Genomic DNA, 15,885 nt, shown 5'->3' with positions numbered 1-15,885 from the left:
CGGCATTCCGCTTTATCGCGCCTATGGCTACGAACCGATCGAGACCACTGAGGCGCAAATGAAGGAAGGGCTGACCCTGCCGATCGTCCGCATGGGCAAGAACGGTGGCTGAGACCGTTCTTTTTGCCGATGACCACATGCTGGTGGCGGAAAAACCCGCCGGTCTGCTGAGCGTGCCCGGCCGCCTGCCGGAAAACAAGGACTGCCTGGTTACCCGTTTGCAGATTGACTATCCCGATGCCCTGACCGTTCACCGGCTCGACATGGCGACTTCCGGCCTGATGGTGTTTGCGCGCGGGGCCGAGGCGCATCGCACCCTGTCAAAAGCCTTTGCCGACCGAAGGGTCAGCAAGCGCTATATCGCCGTGGTGGCGGGCCGGCTGGAAGGGCAGGGGGAGGTCGACCTGCCGCTGATCACCGACTGGCCCAACCGCCCGCGGCAAATGGTCGATCATGAGATTGGCAAACCGTCCCTGACGCGCTGGCGGGTTCTGGCGCACGAGAGGGCCACGACGCGGGTCGAACTTGAGCCGGTGACCGGACGGTCGCACCAGTTGCGCGTTCATATGATGGCGATTGGCTATCCGATCGTGGGGGATGTCTTTTATGCGCCGGCGGACATCGAGGTCTTAAGCCGGCGTTTGCTGCTTCATGCCGAATGCCTGTCCCTGCCGCATCCGGTCAGCGGTGAGGTGATGGATTTTCGCTCTCCGGCGCCTTTCTGATCACCAGGGCAGGGGCTGGCCCGTATAATCGTAAAAACCGCCGCTCTGATCGGGTTGCAATCCGTTGATCACACCTAACAGGGCCAGGGCGGCTTCGGCGGGCGGCCGCACCGCCAGGCCGGTCTTGTGAAAGGGAGACGACAGCGCTGTTTCGACCGTTCCGGGATGCAGGGATACGCAGATCGCTTGTGGGGCGCGCCGGCGCAATTCGATGGCGGCGGTCCTGACGAACTGATTGAGCGCCGCTTTCGAGGCCCGGTAACTGTACCATCCGCCCAGTTCATTATCGCCGATGCTGCCGACCCTGGCCGATAGGAGGGCGAAAACGGAGCGGCCTTCGCGGGGCAGCAAGGGCAGGAAATGCTTCATCAGCAGGGCGGGGCCGGCGGCATTAATGGCAAAGGCCCTGGCCATATGCGCCGGATCGAGGTGTTTCCAGCTTTTTTCAGGTTGAAACTGCGCGTCATGCAGGAAGCCGGTGGCGTCTATCACCAGCCGGATATCGCCCTGCGACGCCGCCCAACTCGCGGCCTCGGCTATGCTTTCCTCATTGAGCAGGTCCAGCGGCGGCGCGGATGACCGCGACAGGGGAAGCACCTGATCATAGCCTTTCTGAGCGATCAGAGCGGTCAGCAGGGCGCCGCCGATTCCGCCGCTGGCGCCGATAAGGATGGCATTGCCTTTTGAGGGTGTGGTCATGACGATAGTACGCGGATGCGACCTTTTTGGATCGCGCCAAATTCATCATATGAATTTTAACTTGTCATGATACCGGTGTCAGAATAGGGTGGCGGCTATTCACAGGAAACGCCACCATGAAACATATTGCCCGCCTGCTGCTGGTGCTCGCCGTCATTTTCGCCACGCCTGCCTTGGCGCGGGAACAGATATCGCTGAACGATAACTGGCTGTTTATGAAAGGCGACGTGCCGGAAGCAAAAAGTACGGACTTCCATGCCAATAGCTGGCAAACGATCACCCTGCCGCATACTTTCAATGCAGGCGACGCCAACCAGGGCGGCGACACCTCGCGTGGCGAAAAGGAAGGCGTCTATTATCGCGGACCGGGCTGGTATCGTCGCCAACTGGAGATCATGCCGGTAGCCGGCCAGCGCTATGTCCTGCAATTTGACGGTGCGGCCCTGGTGACCGATGTCTGGGTCAACGGGAAAAGCGTGGGCCATCATGAAGGCGGCTATGCGGCCTTTCGCTTCGATATCACCGATGCCCTGAAAGCGGGCGACAACCTGATCGCCGTGCGGGTCGATAATACGCGCGTGCCGCAGGTGGCGCCGTTGACCGGTGATTTTAATGTTTTTGGCGGGCTTTATCGCACGGTCTCGCTCATCACCACCGGCAGCGTCCATGTCGACCTGATGGATCATGGCGGTCCGGGCGTTTATGTGACGACAAAGGCGATCAATGCGGCGAAGGCCGATGTTAGCGCCCGTATTCTGCTGAAGAACGACAGCGCGCAGGCGGCGAAGATCGCTGTGAAAACGCACATACTTGATGCCGATGGCAAGGTGGTGGCTACGGCGAAAGCGCTGGTTTCTCTGGCGGCCGGGCAATCCCAACCGCTCGAACAGGCGCTCACCGTCCGCTATCCGCATCTGTGGGAGGGTCGCAAGGACGCCTATCTCTATAAGGTGGTGGTCGAGGCGGGGAGTGACCGCGTGACCGTGCCGCTGGGGATCCGTACCGTGACGATTGACCCTGACAGGGGTTTCCTGCTCAATGGCCAGCCCTACCGCATTTATGGCGCCAATATGCAGCAGCCGGGCCGCAAGGGCAAAGGCACGGCGGTCAGCAATGCTGATATCGACGAGGACATGCAGATCATGGACGATATGGGCGTCACCGCCCTGCGCCTGGCCCATATGCAGCATCCGCAGCATGTCTATGACGATGCCGACCGCATGGGCATATTGCTGACCACTGAAGTGCCGCTGGTTGACGCGATCACCGCCGGTCAGGCGTTCCAGGACAATGCCGTGGAGCAGATGCGCGAACTGATCGCGCAAAACTACAATCATCCGTCCGTGGCCCTGTGGGGGCTGGGCAACGAGATTCGCTCGACTGTGCCAGACGCCAATCCGGTGCTGGCGGCCTTGCAGACAACAGCAAAAACCATGGACCCGACGCGGCCGACCGTCTACGCCCATTGCTGCCTGGCCGATGACGATCCTATCGCCGGCCACAGCGATGTCATTTCCTACAACCGCTATTTCGGCTGGTACGGCGACACCTTCGCCGATATGGGCAAATGGGCCGATGCCCTGCACGCCAAATATCCCACGCGTATTTTCGGGGTATCGGAATATGGCGCCGGCGCCAGCATCCGGCATCAGGAAGACGCGCCGAAAGCCGTGGTGCCGCAGGCTTTCTGGCACCCGGAACAGTACCAGGCGCTTTACCATGAGGCCAACTGGCGCGAACTGAAGGCGCGGCCTTATCTGTGGTCGGACTTCATCTGGGTGGCGTTCGATTTCCCGTCTTTTCGCCGTAACGAAGGTGACCGCCCGGCCATCAATGACAAGGGCCTGGTGACCGAAGACCGGCAGACGAAGAAGGACGCCTACTACTGGTATCAGGCGAATTGGTCTGACCGGCTGATGGTCCATATCACCAGCCCGCGCGATGTTCACAAGCGCATCCGCCATGTGAAGGTTAAGGTTTATTCGAACATGGATGAGGTGCGGTTGTCGCTGAACGGTGAGGCATTAGGGGCGCAGAAAGTGGTCGATCACATCGCCATCTGGGAGGTCGACCTGAAGGACGGCGAGAATGTCATCGAGGCTTTCGCGGGGAAGGATCTGCACGACCGCGTGGTATGGAACTATGAAGGGCCCGTGGGCGAAAAATAAGAAACCCCACCACCACATCTCACCGCTTCGCGGCTCGTGCGGTCCCCCTCCCCATCAAAGATGGGGAGGTATAAAGAGGAAATTACTCTTTATCTTATACCTCCCCGGCTTGCCGGGGAGGGGGACCGCGCCATTCTTCATGGCGTGGTGGTGGGGTATCTTGCCTTACCCCTTCAGCCGCATCTCATCCGCTTTCGCAGAAAACCGGCGCTGCGGGAAACAGGTGAACTGGCGTGAGGTGATGGTACTGACGGCCATCCATTCGCCGGTCATTTCTTCTGATGTCAAGGTCAGGCGGACAAAGCCGTTATAGGCATCATCCGCCGCCAGAACCTCCTCATTCTGCTCGGCCAGGGTAGCAGCCAGTTGCAGGTCTGGCAGCCAGGAATCGAGCCAGCGCGTCGGGCTGGAAATGGCGGTGACGCCCAGTTCGACGGCGACCGGCTGGCCGGCACCATCCCGCAACTGGTTAGCCCAGGCGCAATGGCTGTCGCCGGAGACAACGACTGTGCGCGCGCCGGCCGTTTTGATCATGCTGTAGAGCCGCTCACGTTCGGCGGGGTAGCCATCCCAGGCGTCGAGATTGAAGGGCAGGGGATCGGCACTGTCGAACAGGGCCACGAAGGTGTCGAGTTGCTTGCGCACGCCTTCCGGGGAAACTGTGCGAAGTGTGTTAATCGCATCCGGCCCCAGGCGTTTGAAGATATCCGGTCCATTGACCCGTGCCATGACGATCTGGTTGCCGAGCACCTGCCAGGTGACGCCATCCTGCGCCGAAGCGCTCAATGTGTCCTGCAACCACTGGCGCTGTTCGGCGCCCAGCAGCTCACGCGCCGGATCATTGAGCCTGGTGCGGAAGGCAACCTTGTCGGGCTTGCCATCGGCATAGGTCAGGTCTTCGGCGTAATCGAGCTGTTTGGTGCGTGCCAGCAAACGGCTTTCCAGCATGACCAGTTCAGCCAGTTTGCCGAAGCGGAAACTGCGGTAGATGGCCTCGCGCAATTTGCCAGGCGCCGGATCGCGGATCGGCATCCATTCCAAATAGGCTTTAAGCGCCGCGGCCTTGCGCACACCCCAGTCGCCTTCGTTCGGCTGGTGGTTTTCTGCGCCGTCGCGCCACGGGTTATTGCAGATTTCGTGGTCATCGAAAACGCAGATCCACGGCGCGCGGGCATGGGCGGCCTGGAGGTCTTCGTCGCGCTTGTACTGGGCGTGACGCATCCGGTAATCGGCCAGCGAAACGATCTCGTGCGCCGGTTCGGGAATACGCATCAGCATCCGGCCATTGCCCATGCCATAATCGGTCAGGCCGGCGCCATATTCGTAGATATAGTCGCCAAGATGGACCACGGCATCGACACGCGGCAGGTCGGCAATGGCGCGATAGGCGTTGAAATAGCCGTTCGGGTGCAGGGAACAGGAAACGACAGCCAGAACCACCTTGTCGGTTTGCAGCGGCAGGGTGCGGGTGCGGCCGATCGGCGAGACGATCGGGCCCGCCAGGAAACGGTAGTGGTATTCGGTATCCGGCACCAGGCCACGAACATCGACCTTGACCGTATAGTCGCGGCCGGTATCGGTGAAGACCTTGCCCTCGGCGACGAGGGTGGAAAAGCTGTCGTCGCGCGCTATCTGCCAGGCAATATCGGCGCCGCGCTCAAGCCCGCTGATCCGGGTCCACAGGATCACCGCGTCGGGTAACGGATCGCCCGAGGCGACGCCGTGCTCAAATCGCACCTGCGCGGGCGTTTCGGGAAGGGCGGAGGCGCCGAGCGCGGGCGCGGCGGCAATCGTGCCTGCGGCAAACAGGACTTTCCGGCGGCTGACCATCCCCATAAAGCTCCCGCTGTTTCCGATAAGCGAGGCAATAGGGTGATTTGGTGACAGTCATTTTGCGGTTAAGTGACGGTTTTTCTTCAAAAACCTTAACGGCAAAGTTCAGGGCTGTTCCGAAAGGCTGTAGATGCGCTCCATTTCCAGCCAAGTCGAGCCTTCCGGTCCGAAGGGCAGGGGCTTCTGGAAGGTGCGCATCAGGGCATCCCAGGCCTGGACATCGGGATTGGCGTTATCGCGTTGCGCCTTGGCCGCCGGATCGAAATCCGGTCCCTGTTCCATGATCAGCATCATGCGGTCGCCGACCAGCCAGATTTCCAGGTCGCGGATATCGTCGGCACGGATGGCGTCGGTGACAGCCTGCGGCGGTCCGCCGGCCCGGTGCCAGGCCTTGTAGGTCTCTATGCCCTCGGCATGGATATCGACGGCGAAGACCTTGCGGATTGTGGCGCTCATTCTGGAATATTTTCCTTGAAAATCGCCTGAACGCGGATCGGCAGATAGGATTTGACTGTCTCGCCGCGCAGGGTGCGGGCCAGTTGATCTATGGCCTCGCGGGCCTCGACATAGGGGTTCTGGTCGATAACCGCGTCCATCACCCCATCCAGCAGGAATTTACGGGTGTGATCGGTCAGTTCATGGCCGATAAAGACGATTTTTTGATCACGGCCGGAATCTTCCAGTGCCCTGGCAATACCGCGATTACCGGCACCGATATTGTAGATGCCGGCCAGGTCGGGATACTGTTGAAGAAGGGTGCGGGCTTCGCGGTAGGCGGCCTCGTCGTCATCATGTACCTCACGCAGTTCGACGACCGAGAGATTGGGGTAGGATTCACGCAGGATATGGCGAAAGCCCATCTCGCGCTCCTCGTGGCCACGGTAGGACAGCGAACCGGCGAACAGGGCCAGCTTGGCGGGGGCTTTGGGCAACAGGCGGCCGAGCAGATAGCCGCTCAGTCGGCCGGCGGCGCGATTGTCGATGCCTATATAGCCTTCGCGCGGCACATTGGAAATGTCGGAGATCAGGGTGAAGACGAGGGTGCCCGAATTGCGCAACTGGCGCAGGGCCTCGCGCACGACAGGGTGATCCAGGGCGATCACGCCAACTGCCTTTGAGTGCCCGGACAGTTTCAGCAGGGCATCAGCCAGGGCGTAGGGATCGAAGCCTTCGGTGAAATGCAGCCGTAGTTCGATATCGCCGCGGTCGGCGCTGATCTCTTCCAGCGATTTCGACAGGTTGCGGATGAAGGTATTGGCGCCATTGGGCAGGATGAAATCGAGCGCCACGGGCCCGCGGCTGACCGTGACCTCTCCCGGCAGGGCAATATAACCCAGGCGCGAGGCCGTCTGAAAAACGATTTCCCGTGTGCGATCGCGCACGCCGGGGCGTTTGTTGAGCACGCGGTCTACCGTAGCCGTGGAGACGCCGGACTGTCTGGCGATGTCGATCAGGGTGGCGCGGGTGACGGCCATGGGGTGCGCTCCTCCTTGGGATTCGCAGCTCGGCGCAGGGTTGCGGTCTTTGACATCAAAATACATCGAATGCAGTCGGTGAAGTCAAGCATTTTGTGAAGCGCACGCATTCGTTTCGTTAGGCTGCCGAATAGAGAGTGTCATTAAATATCTGATATATAAGGATTTTATTTTAAATCGATTGTGCGCGATTAAAAATTACACATATGATGTATGATGATGTATTGACATCAAGTTTGATCGGTATATGACTGATCGACAGCAAAAAAATATATCGCGTACAGGGATACGGAACTGGCTCATGGCTGAACTTTTCAAGCAAACCTACACGCGCCGCGACCTGGCGGCGCATACCGGCCAGTTATCGCAATTCGCCGGTGTGCGTCTGATGACGCTGGGGGATGGTGTCGAGCGTGGCGTGCGGATGCTGGAATTCCGCACCGGCTCCGGCCTGCGCTTCACCGTGCTGGTCGATCGCGCCATGGATATTGCCGATTGCGAGCATAATGGCCGCGCCATCGGCTGGCATTCACCCTCAGGCTTCAGGCATCCCGGCCTGCACGACTATGAAGGCGAGGGGGGCTTAGGATGGTTCCGGTCCTTCTCGGGCCTGATGGTGACCTGCGGGCTCGATCATATCCTGTTCATGGATGACGATGCCGCCGATCAGTATCACTACAGCGCCCGCAAGGCGGTGTCTTCGTCACTGCATGGCCGGATCGGCACCATTCCGGCGCGCCTGACAGGCTATGGCGAGCGCTGGGAGGGGGACGATTGCATTCTGTGGGCGGAAGGCGTGGTTCAGCAATCGACCGTCTTTGGCGAGGATCTGCACCTGATCCGCCGCATCGAGGCGAAAGTCGGTTCCAACGAAATCCATCTGCATGACCGGGTGGTCAATCATGGATTCTACCGCACGCCGCATATGTATTGCTACCATATCAATGTCGGCCATCCCGTACTGGCCGAAGGCTCGCGTTATGTCGCGCCGATCCGCGATGTCGTCTGGGCTGCCCATGCCGACGGCTATCAAAAGCAGGGTGTCGGCTATCGCATCCTATCGGAACCGAAGTTGAACTTCCATGAGCAGGTGTGGCAGCACGACATGCAGCCGGATGCGGTGGGCAAGGTAAATGTCGCTTTGGTCAATGAAACCATGGGTTTCGGCTTTGAAGTTGAAGTTTTGAAAGAGCAGTTTCCGGCCATGTATGAATGGCAGAACCTGCAAGCTGGACACTATGCGCTCGGCATCGAGCCGTCCACAAACCATGTTTTTGGCAAGCCATTTGCGAAAGAGCGCGGCGAACTGATCTGGCTGGAACATGGCGATGAGCGTCGCTATGACAGTGTCTTCCGCATCCTGCCGGACGCCGCAGCAGTCGCGGATGCCGTCAGCCGTATCGAGGCGGTGAGCCTTCAGCCATCGGAAGACTATCCCGCGCCATCAGGCCAGTTCCCGCCGATCGGAGGGCGCTAGGATGCAGAACCGGACTATCCTCTATACCGGTGCGGCCGGTGGCCTCGGTCTGCAAACCACGCTGAACTTTCTGAAGCGCGGCGCAACCGTGGTAGCCGTCGATCACGACGACGCCAAGATCGCCACCCTGACCGCCGCAGCTTCAGCCGTCACCACTGGCCGTCTGCTGGTCACGCGTTCGGACATGTCCGATCTGGAGGGCTTTCGCGCCGATATCCGCGCCCGCTGCGAAGAGACCGGCGGCTACGATGTGGTGATCAACAACGCAGCCATCTATCCCTCGAAACCGTTTGAAGAGTTCACCCTCGAGGACCATCAGCGTGTGCAGCGTGTGAATGTTGACGCCGGCATCGTGGCGGTGCAGGAAGCCTTACCGAGCATGAAGGCGAAGGGCTTCGGCCGCATCATCAATATCGCCTCGATCACGCTCTCCGGCGGCTGGCCCAATATCTATCCCTATGTTGCCTCAAAGGGCGCGCTGATCGGCCTGACCCATGCCTGGGCGCGCGAATTCGGCCCCTACGGTGTGACCGTCAATGCCATTTCGCCGGGTGCGTTCCCGACGGATGCCGAGGCCATCAATCCCGATCCTGAAGGCTATAACCGCCATGTCCTGGCCCAGCAGGCGATCAAGCGTCGCGGCCATGTCGGCGATATCGCCAACGCCATCGCCTTTCTGAGCTCCGAAGACACAGGTTTCATCACCGGCCAGACGCTGAACGTCAATGGCGGCTGGGTGATGGATTAAAACAGATTCATAAGGACTTGATTTCACATGGGTATCTTAAGCGGTATTCGCGTTCTCGATTGCTCCATCGCCATGGCCGGGCCGTTCGCGGCGCAGCGCATGGGCGATATGGGCGCGGACGTTATCAAGGTGGAGCCGACCACCGGCGAATGGCAGCGTCATGCCCCTGCCGGCGGCGCCTGGGGCAATGAAATCAATGTCTCCTTCCTGTCGCTGAACCGTAACAAGCGCTCGCTGGCGGTCGATCTGAAATCACCGGAAGGCAAGGCCCTGCTGCTCGATTTGGTCAAGTCGGCCGATGTATTTTTGCAGAATTATCGTCCCGGCGTGGCCGCACGTCTTGGCGTCGATTACGAGACCCTGTCGGCCATCAATCCGAAGCTCGTCTATGTGTCGATGTCGGGCTATGGCGAGGACGGGCCTTACAAGAACTATCCGGGCCAGGACCTGCTGCTGCAATCCATGTCCGGCGCCATGATGTCGGCCGGATCGAAGGATACGCCGCCATCGCCCGCCGGCCAGTACCTCGTTGACGCTATTACTGCTTATACGGCTTTCGAGGGCGCGTTGGCGGCCCTGTTCCACCGCGAACGCACGGGCGAGGGGCAGAAGGTCGAGGTCAATATGCTCGATGCCATCACTACCATCCAGATGCAGGAACTGTCGGTCTTCACGGTCGGCAAAAAGCCGCAGATACGTTCGGTGGAGCCGCACGCCCATTCCTATATCCGTGCGCCCTACGGTGTCTTCAAAACGAAGGACAGCTATATCACCATCGCCATGGCCAATCTGAAAAAGCTCGGCGAATTGATTGGTGAACCCTTTTTTGCCGACCTGGAAGACCAGACGGATTCGTGGACCTACCGCGATAAAATCTATGCCATGACGCGTATCAAGCTGGAAGAAAAGACTACCCAGGAATGGCTCGATATGTTCCGTCCGGTCGATATATGGTGCGGGCCGGTCTATGGTTATGAGGACGTCGTCAATGATCCGCAGATCAAGCACAACGGCACCTTCGTTGAATATGATCATCCGACCGAAGGCCGCGTGAAGACGCCGGGCTTCCCGATCAAGTTCTCCAAGACGCCATCAACCGTTGATCGCGGCGCGCCGCGCGTTGGCGAACACACCCGCGAAATCCTGGCCGCCGCCGGCAAGTCCGAAGCGGAGATCGAGGCGCTGCTGAAAAGCGGCGCGGTGAAGCAGGCACCAGAGAAAGTCAATGTTTAAGGGGCTGACCTGGGATCATCCGCGCGGCTTCAATGCGCTGGATGCGGCGGCGAAAGCCAATCCCGCGCTCGGCCTGTCCTGGGACAGGCACTCGCTGGAAGGCTTTGAGACGCATCCCATTGCGGACCTGTGCGAACAGTATGACCTGGTGGTGCTTGATCACCCGCATGTCGGCGAAGCGGTGGCCGGTGATTGCCTGCGGCCGCTTGAAGACATCTTCACGCCGGAAGAGATTGCCGGCTGGGCGCGTGACTGTATTGGGCCGTCGCTGAAAAGCTATCAGTTCGCTGGTAAACACTGGGCCTTGCCGCTCGATGCTGCCACGCAGGTGATGGCCTGTCGTCCCGGCATAGTTCCGCCTCAGACGTGGGATGAGGTTCTGGCCTTCAATGGGCCTGTAGCGTTGTCGCTGGCCGGGCCGCACGCGGCGCTCAGCTTTCAGTCGATCTGCGCAGCACTGGGCGAGCGTCCGGCGGTGAAAGATCCGGACCTGTTTGTTAGTGAAGCCGTCGGGCTGACCGCGCTCGATATCATGCAACGCCTGACAGACACATCGCCTTTAAGTGTGCGTGAAAAGAACCCGATCGGCATCCTCCAGCATATGGTCGATCGTGACGATGTGGTCTTGTGTCCGCTGATCTATGGCTATGTGAACTATGCCGCCCCAAACGCTGGAAAGGCTCTGACCTTCGCCAATGCGCCGCGCAGCGCCGGCGGGATCGGTTCGACCCTGGGCGGCACCGGTATCGGTATCTCGAAACGTTGCGAGGTCACGCTCGAACTGCTCGATCACTTGCGCTGGCTGATGTCGCCGCAGGCGCAGATCGGCTTTATACCCGCGCATGACGGCCAGCCATCGTTGCGTGTTGCGTGGCGGGACGCGGTGGTCAATGCGCGCTGGGGTGATTTCTATCGCAATACCGCAGATACGCTGGAAGCCGCTTATGTCCGGCCGCGTCACAACCGCGCCATCGCCTTTCAGACCGCGGCATCGCAGGCCATCCGCGATACACTCTATCGCCACGGCGACCACGATCAATTGTTGATTCAACTGCAAACCCTTTATGCCGGAACGCGGATTCCGGGATCGGAACGCTGACCCTCATGACTGACGAATTGCTTTTTGAAGTGGACGGCCACGTCGCCGCCATCACCATCAACCGCCCGGCCAAGCTCAACTCGATGACGCCGGAAATGGCCTATGCGCTGGAGGCCGCGGTGGCCGAATGCAACAAGAGCGATACCATCCGCTGCGTGATCGTCACCGGCGCCGGCGAACGTGCCTTCTGCGCCGGATCGGATATCCGCACGCTCGATGACTACGCCACGCCGTGGGAATTCCGTAATCGCGGCGACTATTGCGACGCCATCCGCCTGTGCCTCAAGCCGACCATTGCGGCGGTCAATGGCTATGCCTTCGGCGGCGGGCTGGAAACGGCCATGAGTTGTGATATCCGCATTGCCTCGTCAAATGCCCAGTTCGCTGCCCCGGAAATCAAGCTGGGCTGGATCGGCGGCGGCGGCATGGCCGCGGGCCTGGTCCACTCGATCGGCGCTTCCAATGCCTCGCTGATGATCCTGACCGGTGACGCCATCACGGCGCAGAAGGCCGAGCAATGGGGGCTGGTCAGCGAGGTGTGCGAACCGGCAGACCTGATGGCGCGCGCCCGCGCCATCGCCGAGACCATCGCCAGTCGCGCGCCCATCGCCGCCGAAACCGGCAAGCTCAACCTGCGTGCCGCCCATACCATGCCGTACGAAAAGGCCGTGGAATACGAGCGCGATTTGCAGACCATCTGCTTCGCCACCGAAGATGCCCAGGAAGGCCGCGCCGCCTTCAAGGAAAAACGTGCGCCGGCATTCAACAGGCGTTAGAAGAAGAAAAACTGAGAGATTCCCTGAAATGACGCGCCCCAAAGTTCTGCTCACCCGTCCGTGGCCCGAAGCGGCCCAAGCCTATATGCAGGCGCATTACGATACGACGGTGAATGACAGCGGCAAGCCGCTGACGCCGGAGCAGCTCAAGGCGGCGATGACGGAATATGACGCCCTGTGCCCCACCGTCACCGACAAGCTGACGGCGGAAATTTTCGCTACGCCCAATGCGCGGGTAAGGATGATCGGCAATTTCGGCGCCGGTTATGAGCATATTGATATCGAGGCGGCGAAAAAGGTCGGGATCGTGGTCTCCAACACGCCGGATGTGCTGACCGAAGCCACCGCCGACATCGCCCTGATGCTGATGCTGATGGCGTCGCGCCGGGCTTCCGAAGGCGAGCGCCAGTTGCGCGAAGGTGGCTGGAAAGGCTGGGGCACTACAGCGCTTATGGGGCAATCGCTGGAAGGCAAGACCCTGGGCCTGGTCGGTTTCGGCCGTATCGCCCAGGCGACGGCGCATAAGGCGCGGACGGCGCTCGGCATGAAGATCGCCTATTTCAGCCGCCGCCAGGCCGCGGTCGATATCGAAGCCGCGCATGAGGCGCGCTATGTGGCCAGCCTCGAAGACCTGGCGGCGCAGTCGGACGTGCTGTCCTTGCATACGCCGGGCGGACCTGAAACTCATCACATGGTCAATGCCCGCCTGCTGGGGCTGATGAAGCCGACGGCCATCCTGATCAATACGGCGCGTGGCTCGGTGGTCAATGAAGATGATCTGGCGGCGGCGCTGAAAGCCGGCACCATCTGGTCGGCGGGGCTTGATGTGTATGAACGCGAGCCGGTGGTCAATCCGGCCCTGCTGCCGCTTAATAATGCCGTCCTGCTGCCGCATCTCGGCAGCGCCACCATCGAGACGCGCAACGCCATGGGAATGCGGGCGGCGAAAAATGTCGATCAGTTTTTCGCGGGGGAGCCCGTCGGTGACCGGGTCGCTTGAGGTTGTAGAAGCCAGGATAAAAGATTGGCTGAAAGAGGCGTACAAGCCGTTCATATTTGGTATTTGCGGCGCGCAGGGCTCAGGCAAATCCACATTGAGCGAGGGGCTTGCGAAGCGGTTGGAAGACGAGGGGCTCAAGGTCGCGCTGTTATCGCTCGATGATCTCTATCTGGCGCCGGAAGCCCGGCCGGTGGCACTCTCGCCCTTATTCGCCACGCGCGGTGTACCGGGCACGCATTATGTCGCCTTGGGCGAACGCGTGTTTGCCAGCCTGCAAGCCGGACAGCCGACTCGCCTGCCGCGTTTCGACAAGGCCAGTGACCGGCCTTTTCCGGAAAGCGACTGGCCGGAAATCACCGCGCCGGACGTGCTTATATTTGAAGGCTGGTGCGTCGGCGCCCTTCCGCAGTCGGATGAAGACCTGATAGCGCCGGTCAATGATCTGGAACGCGAGGACAGTGGCGCCTGGCGTCGGTCGGTCAATGACGCGCTGAAAGGTCCATATGCTGCGCTGTTCAGCCATATCGACCGGCTGATCCTGCTGGCGGCACCCGGTTTCGAGATTGTGCGCGACTGGCGCATCGAGCAGGAAAACACTCTCCGAGACCGCCTGAAAGCGGAAGGCCGCACCGGAGCGAAGATTATGAGTGACGCCGAGGTCAGCCGCTTTATCCAGTATTACGAGCGCCTGACCCGCCATATCCTGCAAACCATGCCGGCCTATGCCGACCTGGTCTTGCAACTTGATTCATCTCGGAATATGAAACCAAGTCCGAAATAATGACCAGACTGCGTTGAGACAAACATGATCATTTCCGCCGCCACCGATTACCGCGAAGCCGCCAAACGCAAACTGCCGCGTTTCCTGTTCGACTATCTCGACGGCGGCTCCTATGCCGAAATGACCCTGCGTAACAATGTCGGCGATTTGTCCTCCCTGGCCCTGCGCCAGCGCATCCTGAAAAATGTCGCTGACCTGTCGCTGGAAACGGAACTGTTCGGGGTAAAAATGGCCATGCCGGTCGGGCTGGCGCCGGTCGGCCTGGGCGGCATGTATGCCCGGCGCGGCGAGGTTCAGGTGGCGAAGGCCGCGAAGAAGGCGCGCATTCCCTACATTATTTCAACGGTTTCGCTGTGTCCTCTTGAGGAAATCGTTGAAAAGTCCGGCTGTGATATCTGGTTTCAGCTTTATGTGCTGAAGGATCGCGGCTTTATGAAGCACGCGCTCGAACGGGCGCAGGCGCTGGGAGTGACCAAGCTGGTTTTCACCGTCGATATGCCGGTGCCGGGCGCGCGCTACCGCGACAAGCATTCAGGGATGAGCGGCGATTTCGGCCCGATACGCCGCATCATTCAGGCGATGATGAAGCCGGAATGGGCGTATGATGTTGGCCTGCGCGGCACGCCGCACGATCTCGGCAATGTGTCGAAATATCTCGGCAAGGCCACGGGGCTGGAGGACTATATCGGCTGGCTGGGCGCCAATTTCGACCCGTCGATCAACTGGTCCGATCTCGAATGGATCCGCGACATGTGGAAGGGCCCGATGATCATCAAGGGCATCCTTGATCCGGAAGACGCGAAGGATGCCGTGAAGTTCGGCGCCGACGGTATCGTGGTATCGAACCATGGCGGCCGCCAGCTCGATGGTGCGCTCTCCACCTGCAAGGCCCTGCCGGCCATCGCCGACGTCGTGGGGGACGACCTGACAATTCTGGCCGATTCCGGTATCCGCACAGGTCTGGATGTGGTGCGGATGCTGGCCCTAGGTGCCAAGGGCGTGCTGCTGGGCCGTGCCTATATCTATGCCCTGGCGACGCAGGGCGAGGCTGGGGTCACCAATCTGCTGGGCCTGATCGAAAAGGAAATGCGCACGGCCATGGCGCTCACCGGCGTGAAAACCATCGCCGAAATCAACCGCAACCTGCTGGCCTGATATGAAAAGGGCCTCCGGACGGCTCCGGAGGCCCTGAATTTTTAAGCAGCGCCGCCTACGCAGCGCCTACGGTCTGCTTCTGAGTGCCCAGGCCCTCGATGCCCAGCTCCATGATATCGCCGACATTGAGATAGATCGGGTCCGGCTTCTGACCCAGGCCGACGCCCGGCGGGGTGCCGGTCGAGATGATGTCGCCTGGATGCAGCGACATGAACTGCGAGACGTAATGCACCAGGAAGGCGGGCTTGAAGACCATGGTGGCCGTCGAACCGTTCTGGAAGCGCTTGCCGTTGACGTCGAGCCACATTTTCAGGTTGTTGACATCGCCGGCTTCGTCCTTCGTCACCAGCCAGGGACCGATCGGGCCGAAGGTGTCGCAGCCCTTGCCCTTGTCCCAGGTGCCCAGACGCTCGAGCTGGAATTCGCGCTCCGACAGGTCGTTCACCACGCAGGCGCCCGCGACATAGTCCAGCGCCTTCTCCTTGGAGACGTAGCGGCATTCCTTGCCGATCACGATTCCCAGCTCCACTTCCCAGTCGCCCTTCTTGGCGTTGGGCGGCAGATAGACATCGTCGTTCGGGCCGATGATGGCCGAAGTGGCCTTCATGAAGATGATGGGCTCGGCCGGCTCGGGCATGTTGGATTCCTTGGCATGGTCCGCATAATTCAGACCGATGCAGAGGAACTTGCCGACCTTGGCCACCGGCTCGGCGACG

At 60.5% G+C, this 15,885-nt stretch carries 15 protein-coding genes; 10 read left to right on the top strand and 5 right to left on the bottom strand.

Features of this window, described 5'->3' with window-relative positions:
* The first annotated feature begins 104 nt into the window (after positions 1–104).
* Positions 105–725: a pseudouridine synthase gene (locus tag ACTHND_RS16075; RefSeq protein WP_440178982.1), complete on the top strand. Its 621-nt coding sequence runs from the start codon at positions 105–107 to the stop codon at positions 723–725.
* Here ACTHND_RS16075 and ACTHND_RS16070 read toward each other — a convergent pair whose 3' ends face one another.
* Positions 726–1,424 carry an SDR family NAD(P)-dependent oxidoreductase gene (locus tag ACTHND_RS16070; protein ID WP_440178981.1) on the bottom strand — a complete coding sequence of 233 codons (699 nt, stop codon included), beginning with the start codon at positions 1,422–1,424 and terminating at the stop codon, positions 726–728.
* A gap of 116 nt (positions 1,425–1,540) precedes the next feature.
* Here ACTHND_RS16070 and ACTHND_RS16065 point away from each other — a divergent pair, with 116 nt between their 5' ends.
* Positions 1,541–3,592 carry a glycoside hydrolase family 2 TIM barrel-domain containing protein gene (locus tag ACTHND_RS16065; protein WP_440178980.1) on the top strand — a complete coding sequence of 684 codons (2,052 nt, stop codon included), beginning with the start codon at positions 1,541–1,543 and terminating at the stop codon, positions 3,590–3,592.
* A 165-nt stretch (positions 3,593–3,757) separates the two neighbouring features.
* On the opposite strand, the gene ACTHND_RS16060 is transcribed toward ACTHND_RS16065, so the two are convergent.
* The 3 genes from ACTHND_RS16060 to ACTHND_RS16050 form a co-directional block, all read right to left on the bottom strand.
* The gene (locus tag ACTHND_RS16060) at positions 3,758–5,428 is read right to left on the bottom strand and encodes an alkaline phosphatase D family protein (RefSeq protein ID WP_440178979.1); all 1,671 of its coding nucleotides are present in this window, start codon (positions 5,426–5,428) and stop codon (positions 3,758–3,760) included.
* Positions 5,429–5,530: 102 nt separating this feature from the next.
* Positions 5,531–5,881, bottom strand: a complete 351-nt coding sequence (locus tag ACTHND_RS16055) for an L-rhamnose mutarotase (protein ID WP_440178978.1) — start codon at positions 5,879–5,881, stop codon at positions 5,531–5,533.
* Positions 5,878–6,900 (bottom strand): LacI family DNA-binding transcriptional regulator, encoded by a 1,023-nt coding sequence (locus tag ACTHND_RS16050; protein ID WP_440178977.1) that lies wholly within the window; start codon positions 6,898–6,900, stop codon positions 5,878–5,880. The genes ACTHND_RS16055 and ACTHND_RS16050 overlap by 4 nt, the downstream gene beginning before the upstream one ends.
* Before the next feature lie 301 nt (positions 6,901–7,201).
* Between ACTHND_RS16050 and ACTHND_RS16045 the strand changes: the two genes are divergently transcribed.
* The 8 genes from ACTHND_RS16045 to lldD are packed head-to-tail and all read left to right on the top strand — an operon-like array spanning position 7,202 to position 15,169.
* A complete protein-coding gene (locus ACTHND_RS16045) occupies positions 7,202–8,377 on the top strand; it encodes an aldose 1-epimerase family protein (protein WP_440178976.1) in 1,176 nt (391 codons plus the stop codon).
* 1 nt (position 8,378) lies between these two features.
* On the top strand, positions 8,379–9,125 hold the full coding sequence (locus ACTHND_RS16040) for an SDR family NAD(P)-dependent oxidoreductase (RefSeq protein WP_440178975.1): 747 nt from the start codon (positions 8,379–8,381) through the stop codon (positions 9,123–9,125).
* A gap of 27 nt (positions 9,126–9,152) precedes the next feature.
* On the top strand, positions 9,153–10,358 hold the full coding sequence (locus ACTHND_RS16035) for a CaiB/BaiF CoA transferase family protein (RefSeq protein ID WP_440178974.1): 1,206 nt from the start codon (positions 9,153–9,155) through the stop codon (positions 10,356–10,358).
* Positions 10,351–11,457 (top strand): extracellular solute-binding protein, encoded by a 1,107-nt coding sequence (locus ACTHND_RS16030; protein WP_440178973.1) that lies wholly within the window; start codon positions 10,351–10,353, stop codon positions 11,455–11,457. Before ACTHND_RS16035 ends, ACTHND_RS16030 begins: the two co-directional genes overlap by 8 nt.
* Before the next feature lie 5 nt (positions 11,458–11,462).
* Entirely contained in the window at positions 11,463–12,233 is a 771-nt protein-coding gene (locus ACTHND_RS16025) for an enoyl-CoA hydratase/isomerase family protein (protein WP_440178972.1), read from the top strand.
* Positions 12,234–12,261: 28 nt separating this feature from the next.
* Positions 12,262–13,233 carry a 2-hydroxyacid dehydrogenase gene (locus tag ACTHND_RS16020; protein WP_440178971.1) on the top strand — a complete coding sequence of 324 codons (972 nt, stop codon included), beginning with the start codon at positions 12,262–12,264 and terminating at the stop codon, positions 13,231–13,233.
* Positions 13,217–14,014 (top strand): kinase, encoded by a 798-nt coding sequence (locus ACTHND_RS16015; RefSeq protein ID WP_440178970.1) that lies wholly within the window; start codon positions 13,217–13,219, stop codon positions 14,012–14,014. Before ACTHND_RS16020 ends, ACTHND_RS16015 begins: the two co-directional genes overlap by 17 nt.
* Positions 14,015–14,038: 24 nt before the next feature.
* On the top strand, positions 14,039–15,169 hold the full coding sequence (lldD, locus tag ACTHND_RS16010; RefSeq protein ID WP_440178969.1) for an FMN-dependent L-lactate dehydrogenase LldD: 1,131 nt from the start codon (positions 14,039–14,041) through the stop codon (positions 15,167–15,169).
* A gap of 55 nt (positions 15,170–15,224) precedes the next feature.
* On the opposite strand, the gene ACTHND_RS16005 is transcribed toward lldD, so the two are convergent.
* On the bottom strand, positions 15,225–15,885 hold a 661-nt coding region (locus ACTHND_RS16005; protein WP_440178968.1), incomplete at its 5' end, for a fumarylacetoacetate hydrolase family protein.

It is taken from the genome of Asticcacaulis sp. (genome assembly GCF_051954415.1).
Classification (GTDB): domain Bacteria; phylum Pseudomonadota; class Alphaproteobacteria; order Caulobacterales; family Caulobacteraceae; genus Asticcacaulis.
The sequence above is the reverse complement of the archived record's forward strand: the minus strand, read 5'-3'. Positions and strand labels throughout refer to the sequence as shown.

Excerpts from the sequence above, each read along its gene's own strand:
- ACTHND_RS16070 (WP_440178981.1), bottom strand. The coding sequence starts at position 1,424 with ATGACCACACCCTCAAAAGGCAATGCCATCCTTATCGGCGCCAGCGGC.
- ACTHND_RS16065 (WP_440178980.1), top strand. The coding sequence starts at position 1,541 with ATGAAACATATTGCCCGCCTGCTGCTGGTGCTCGCCGTCATTTTCGCC.
- ACTHND_RS16060 (WP_440178979.1), bottom strand. The coding sequence starts at position 5,428 with ATGGGGATGGTCAGCCGCCGGAAAGTCCTGTTTGCCGCAGGCACGATT.
- ACTHND_RS16055 (WP_440178978.1), bottom strand. The coding sequence starts at position 5,881 with ATGAGCGCCACAATCCGCAAGGTCTTCGCCGTCGATATCCATGCCGAG.
- ACTHND_RS16050 (WP_440178977.1), bottom strand. The coding sequence starts at position 6,900 with ATGGCCGTCACCCGCGCCACCCTGATCGACATCGCCAGACAGTCCGGC.
- ACTHND_RS16045 (WP_440178976.1), top strand. The coding sequence starts at position 7,202 with ATGGCTGAACTTTTCAAGCAAACCTACACGCGCCGCGACCTGGCGGCG.
- ACTHND_RS16040 (WP_440178975.1), top strand. The coding sequence starts at position 8,379 with ATGCAGAACCGGACTATCCTCTATACCGGTGCGGCCGGTGGCCTCGGT.
- ACTHND_RS16035 (WP_440178974.1), top strand. The coding sequence starts at position 9,153 with ATGGGTATCTTAAGCGGTATTCGCGTTCTCGATTGCTCCATCGCCATG.
- ACTHND_RS16030 (WP_440178973.1), top strand. The coding sequence starts at position 10,351 with ATGTTTAAGGGGCTGACCTGGGATCATCCGCGCGGCTTCAATGCGCTG.
- ACTHND_RS16025 (WP_440178972.1), top strand. The coding sequence starts at position 11,463 with ATGACTGACGAATTGCTTTTTGAAGTGGACGGCCACGTCGCCGCCATC.
- ACTHND_RS16020 (WP_440178971.1), top strand. The coding sequence starts at position 12,262 with ATGACGCGCCCCAAAGTTCTGCTCACCCGTCCGTGGCCCGAAGCGGCC.
- lldD (WP_440178969.1), top strand. The coding sequence starts at position 14,039 with ATGATCATTTCCGCCGCCACCGATTACCGCGAAGCCGCCAAACGCAAA.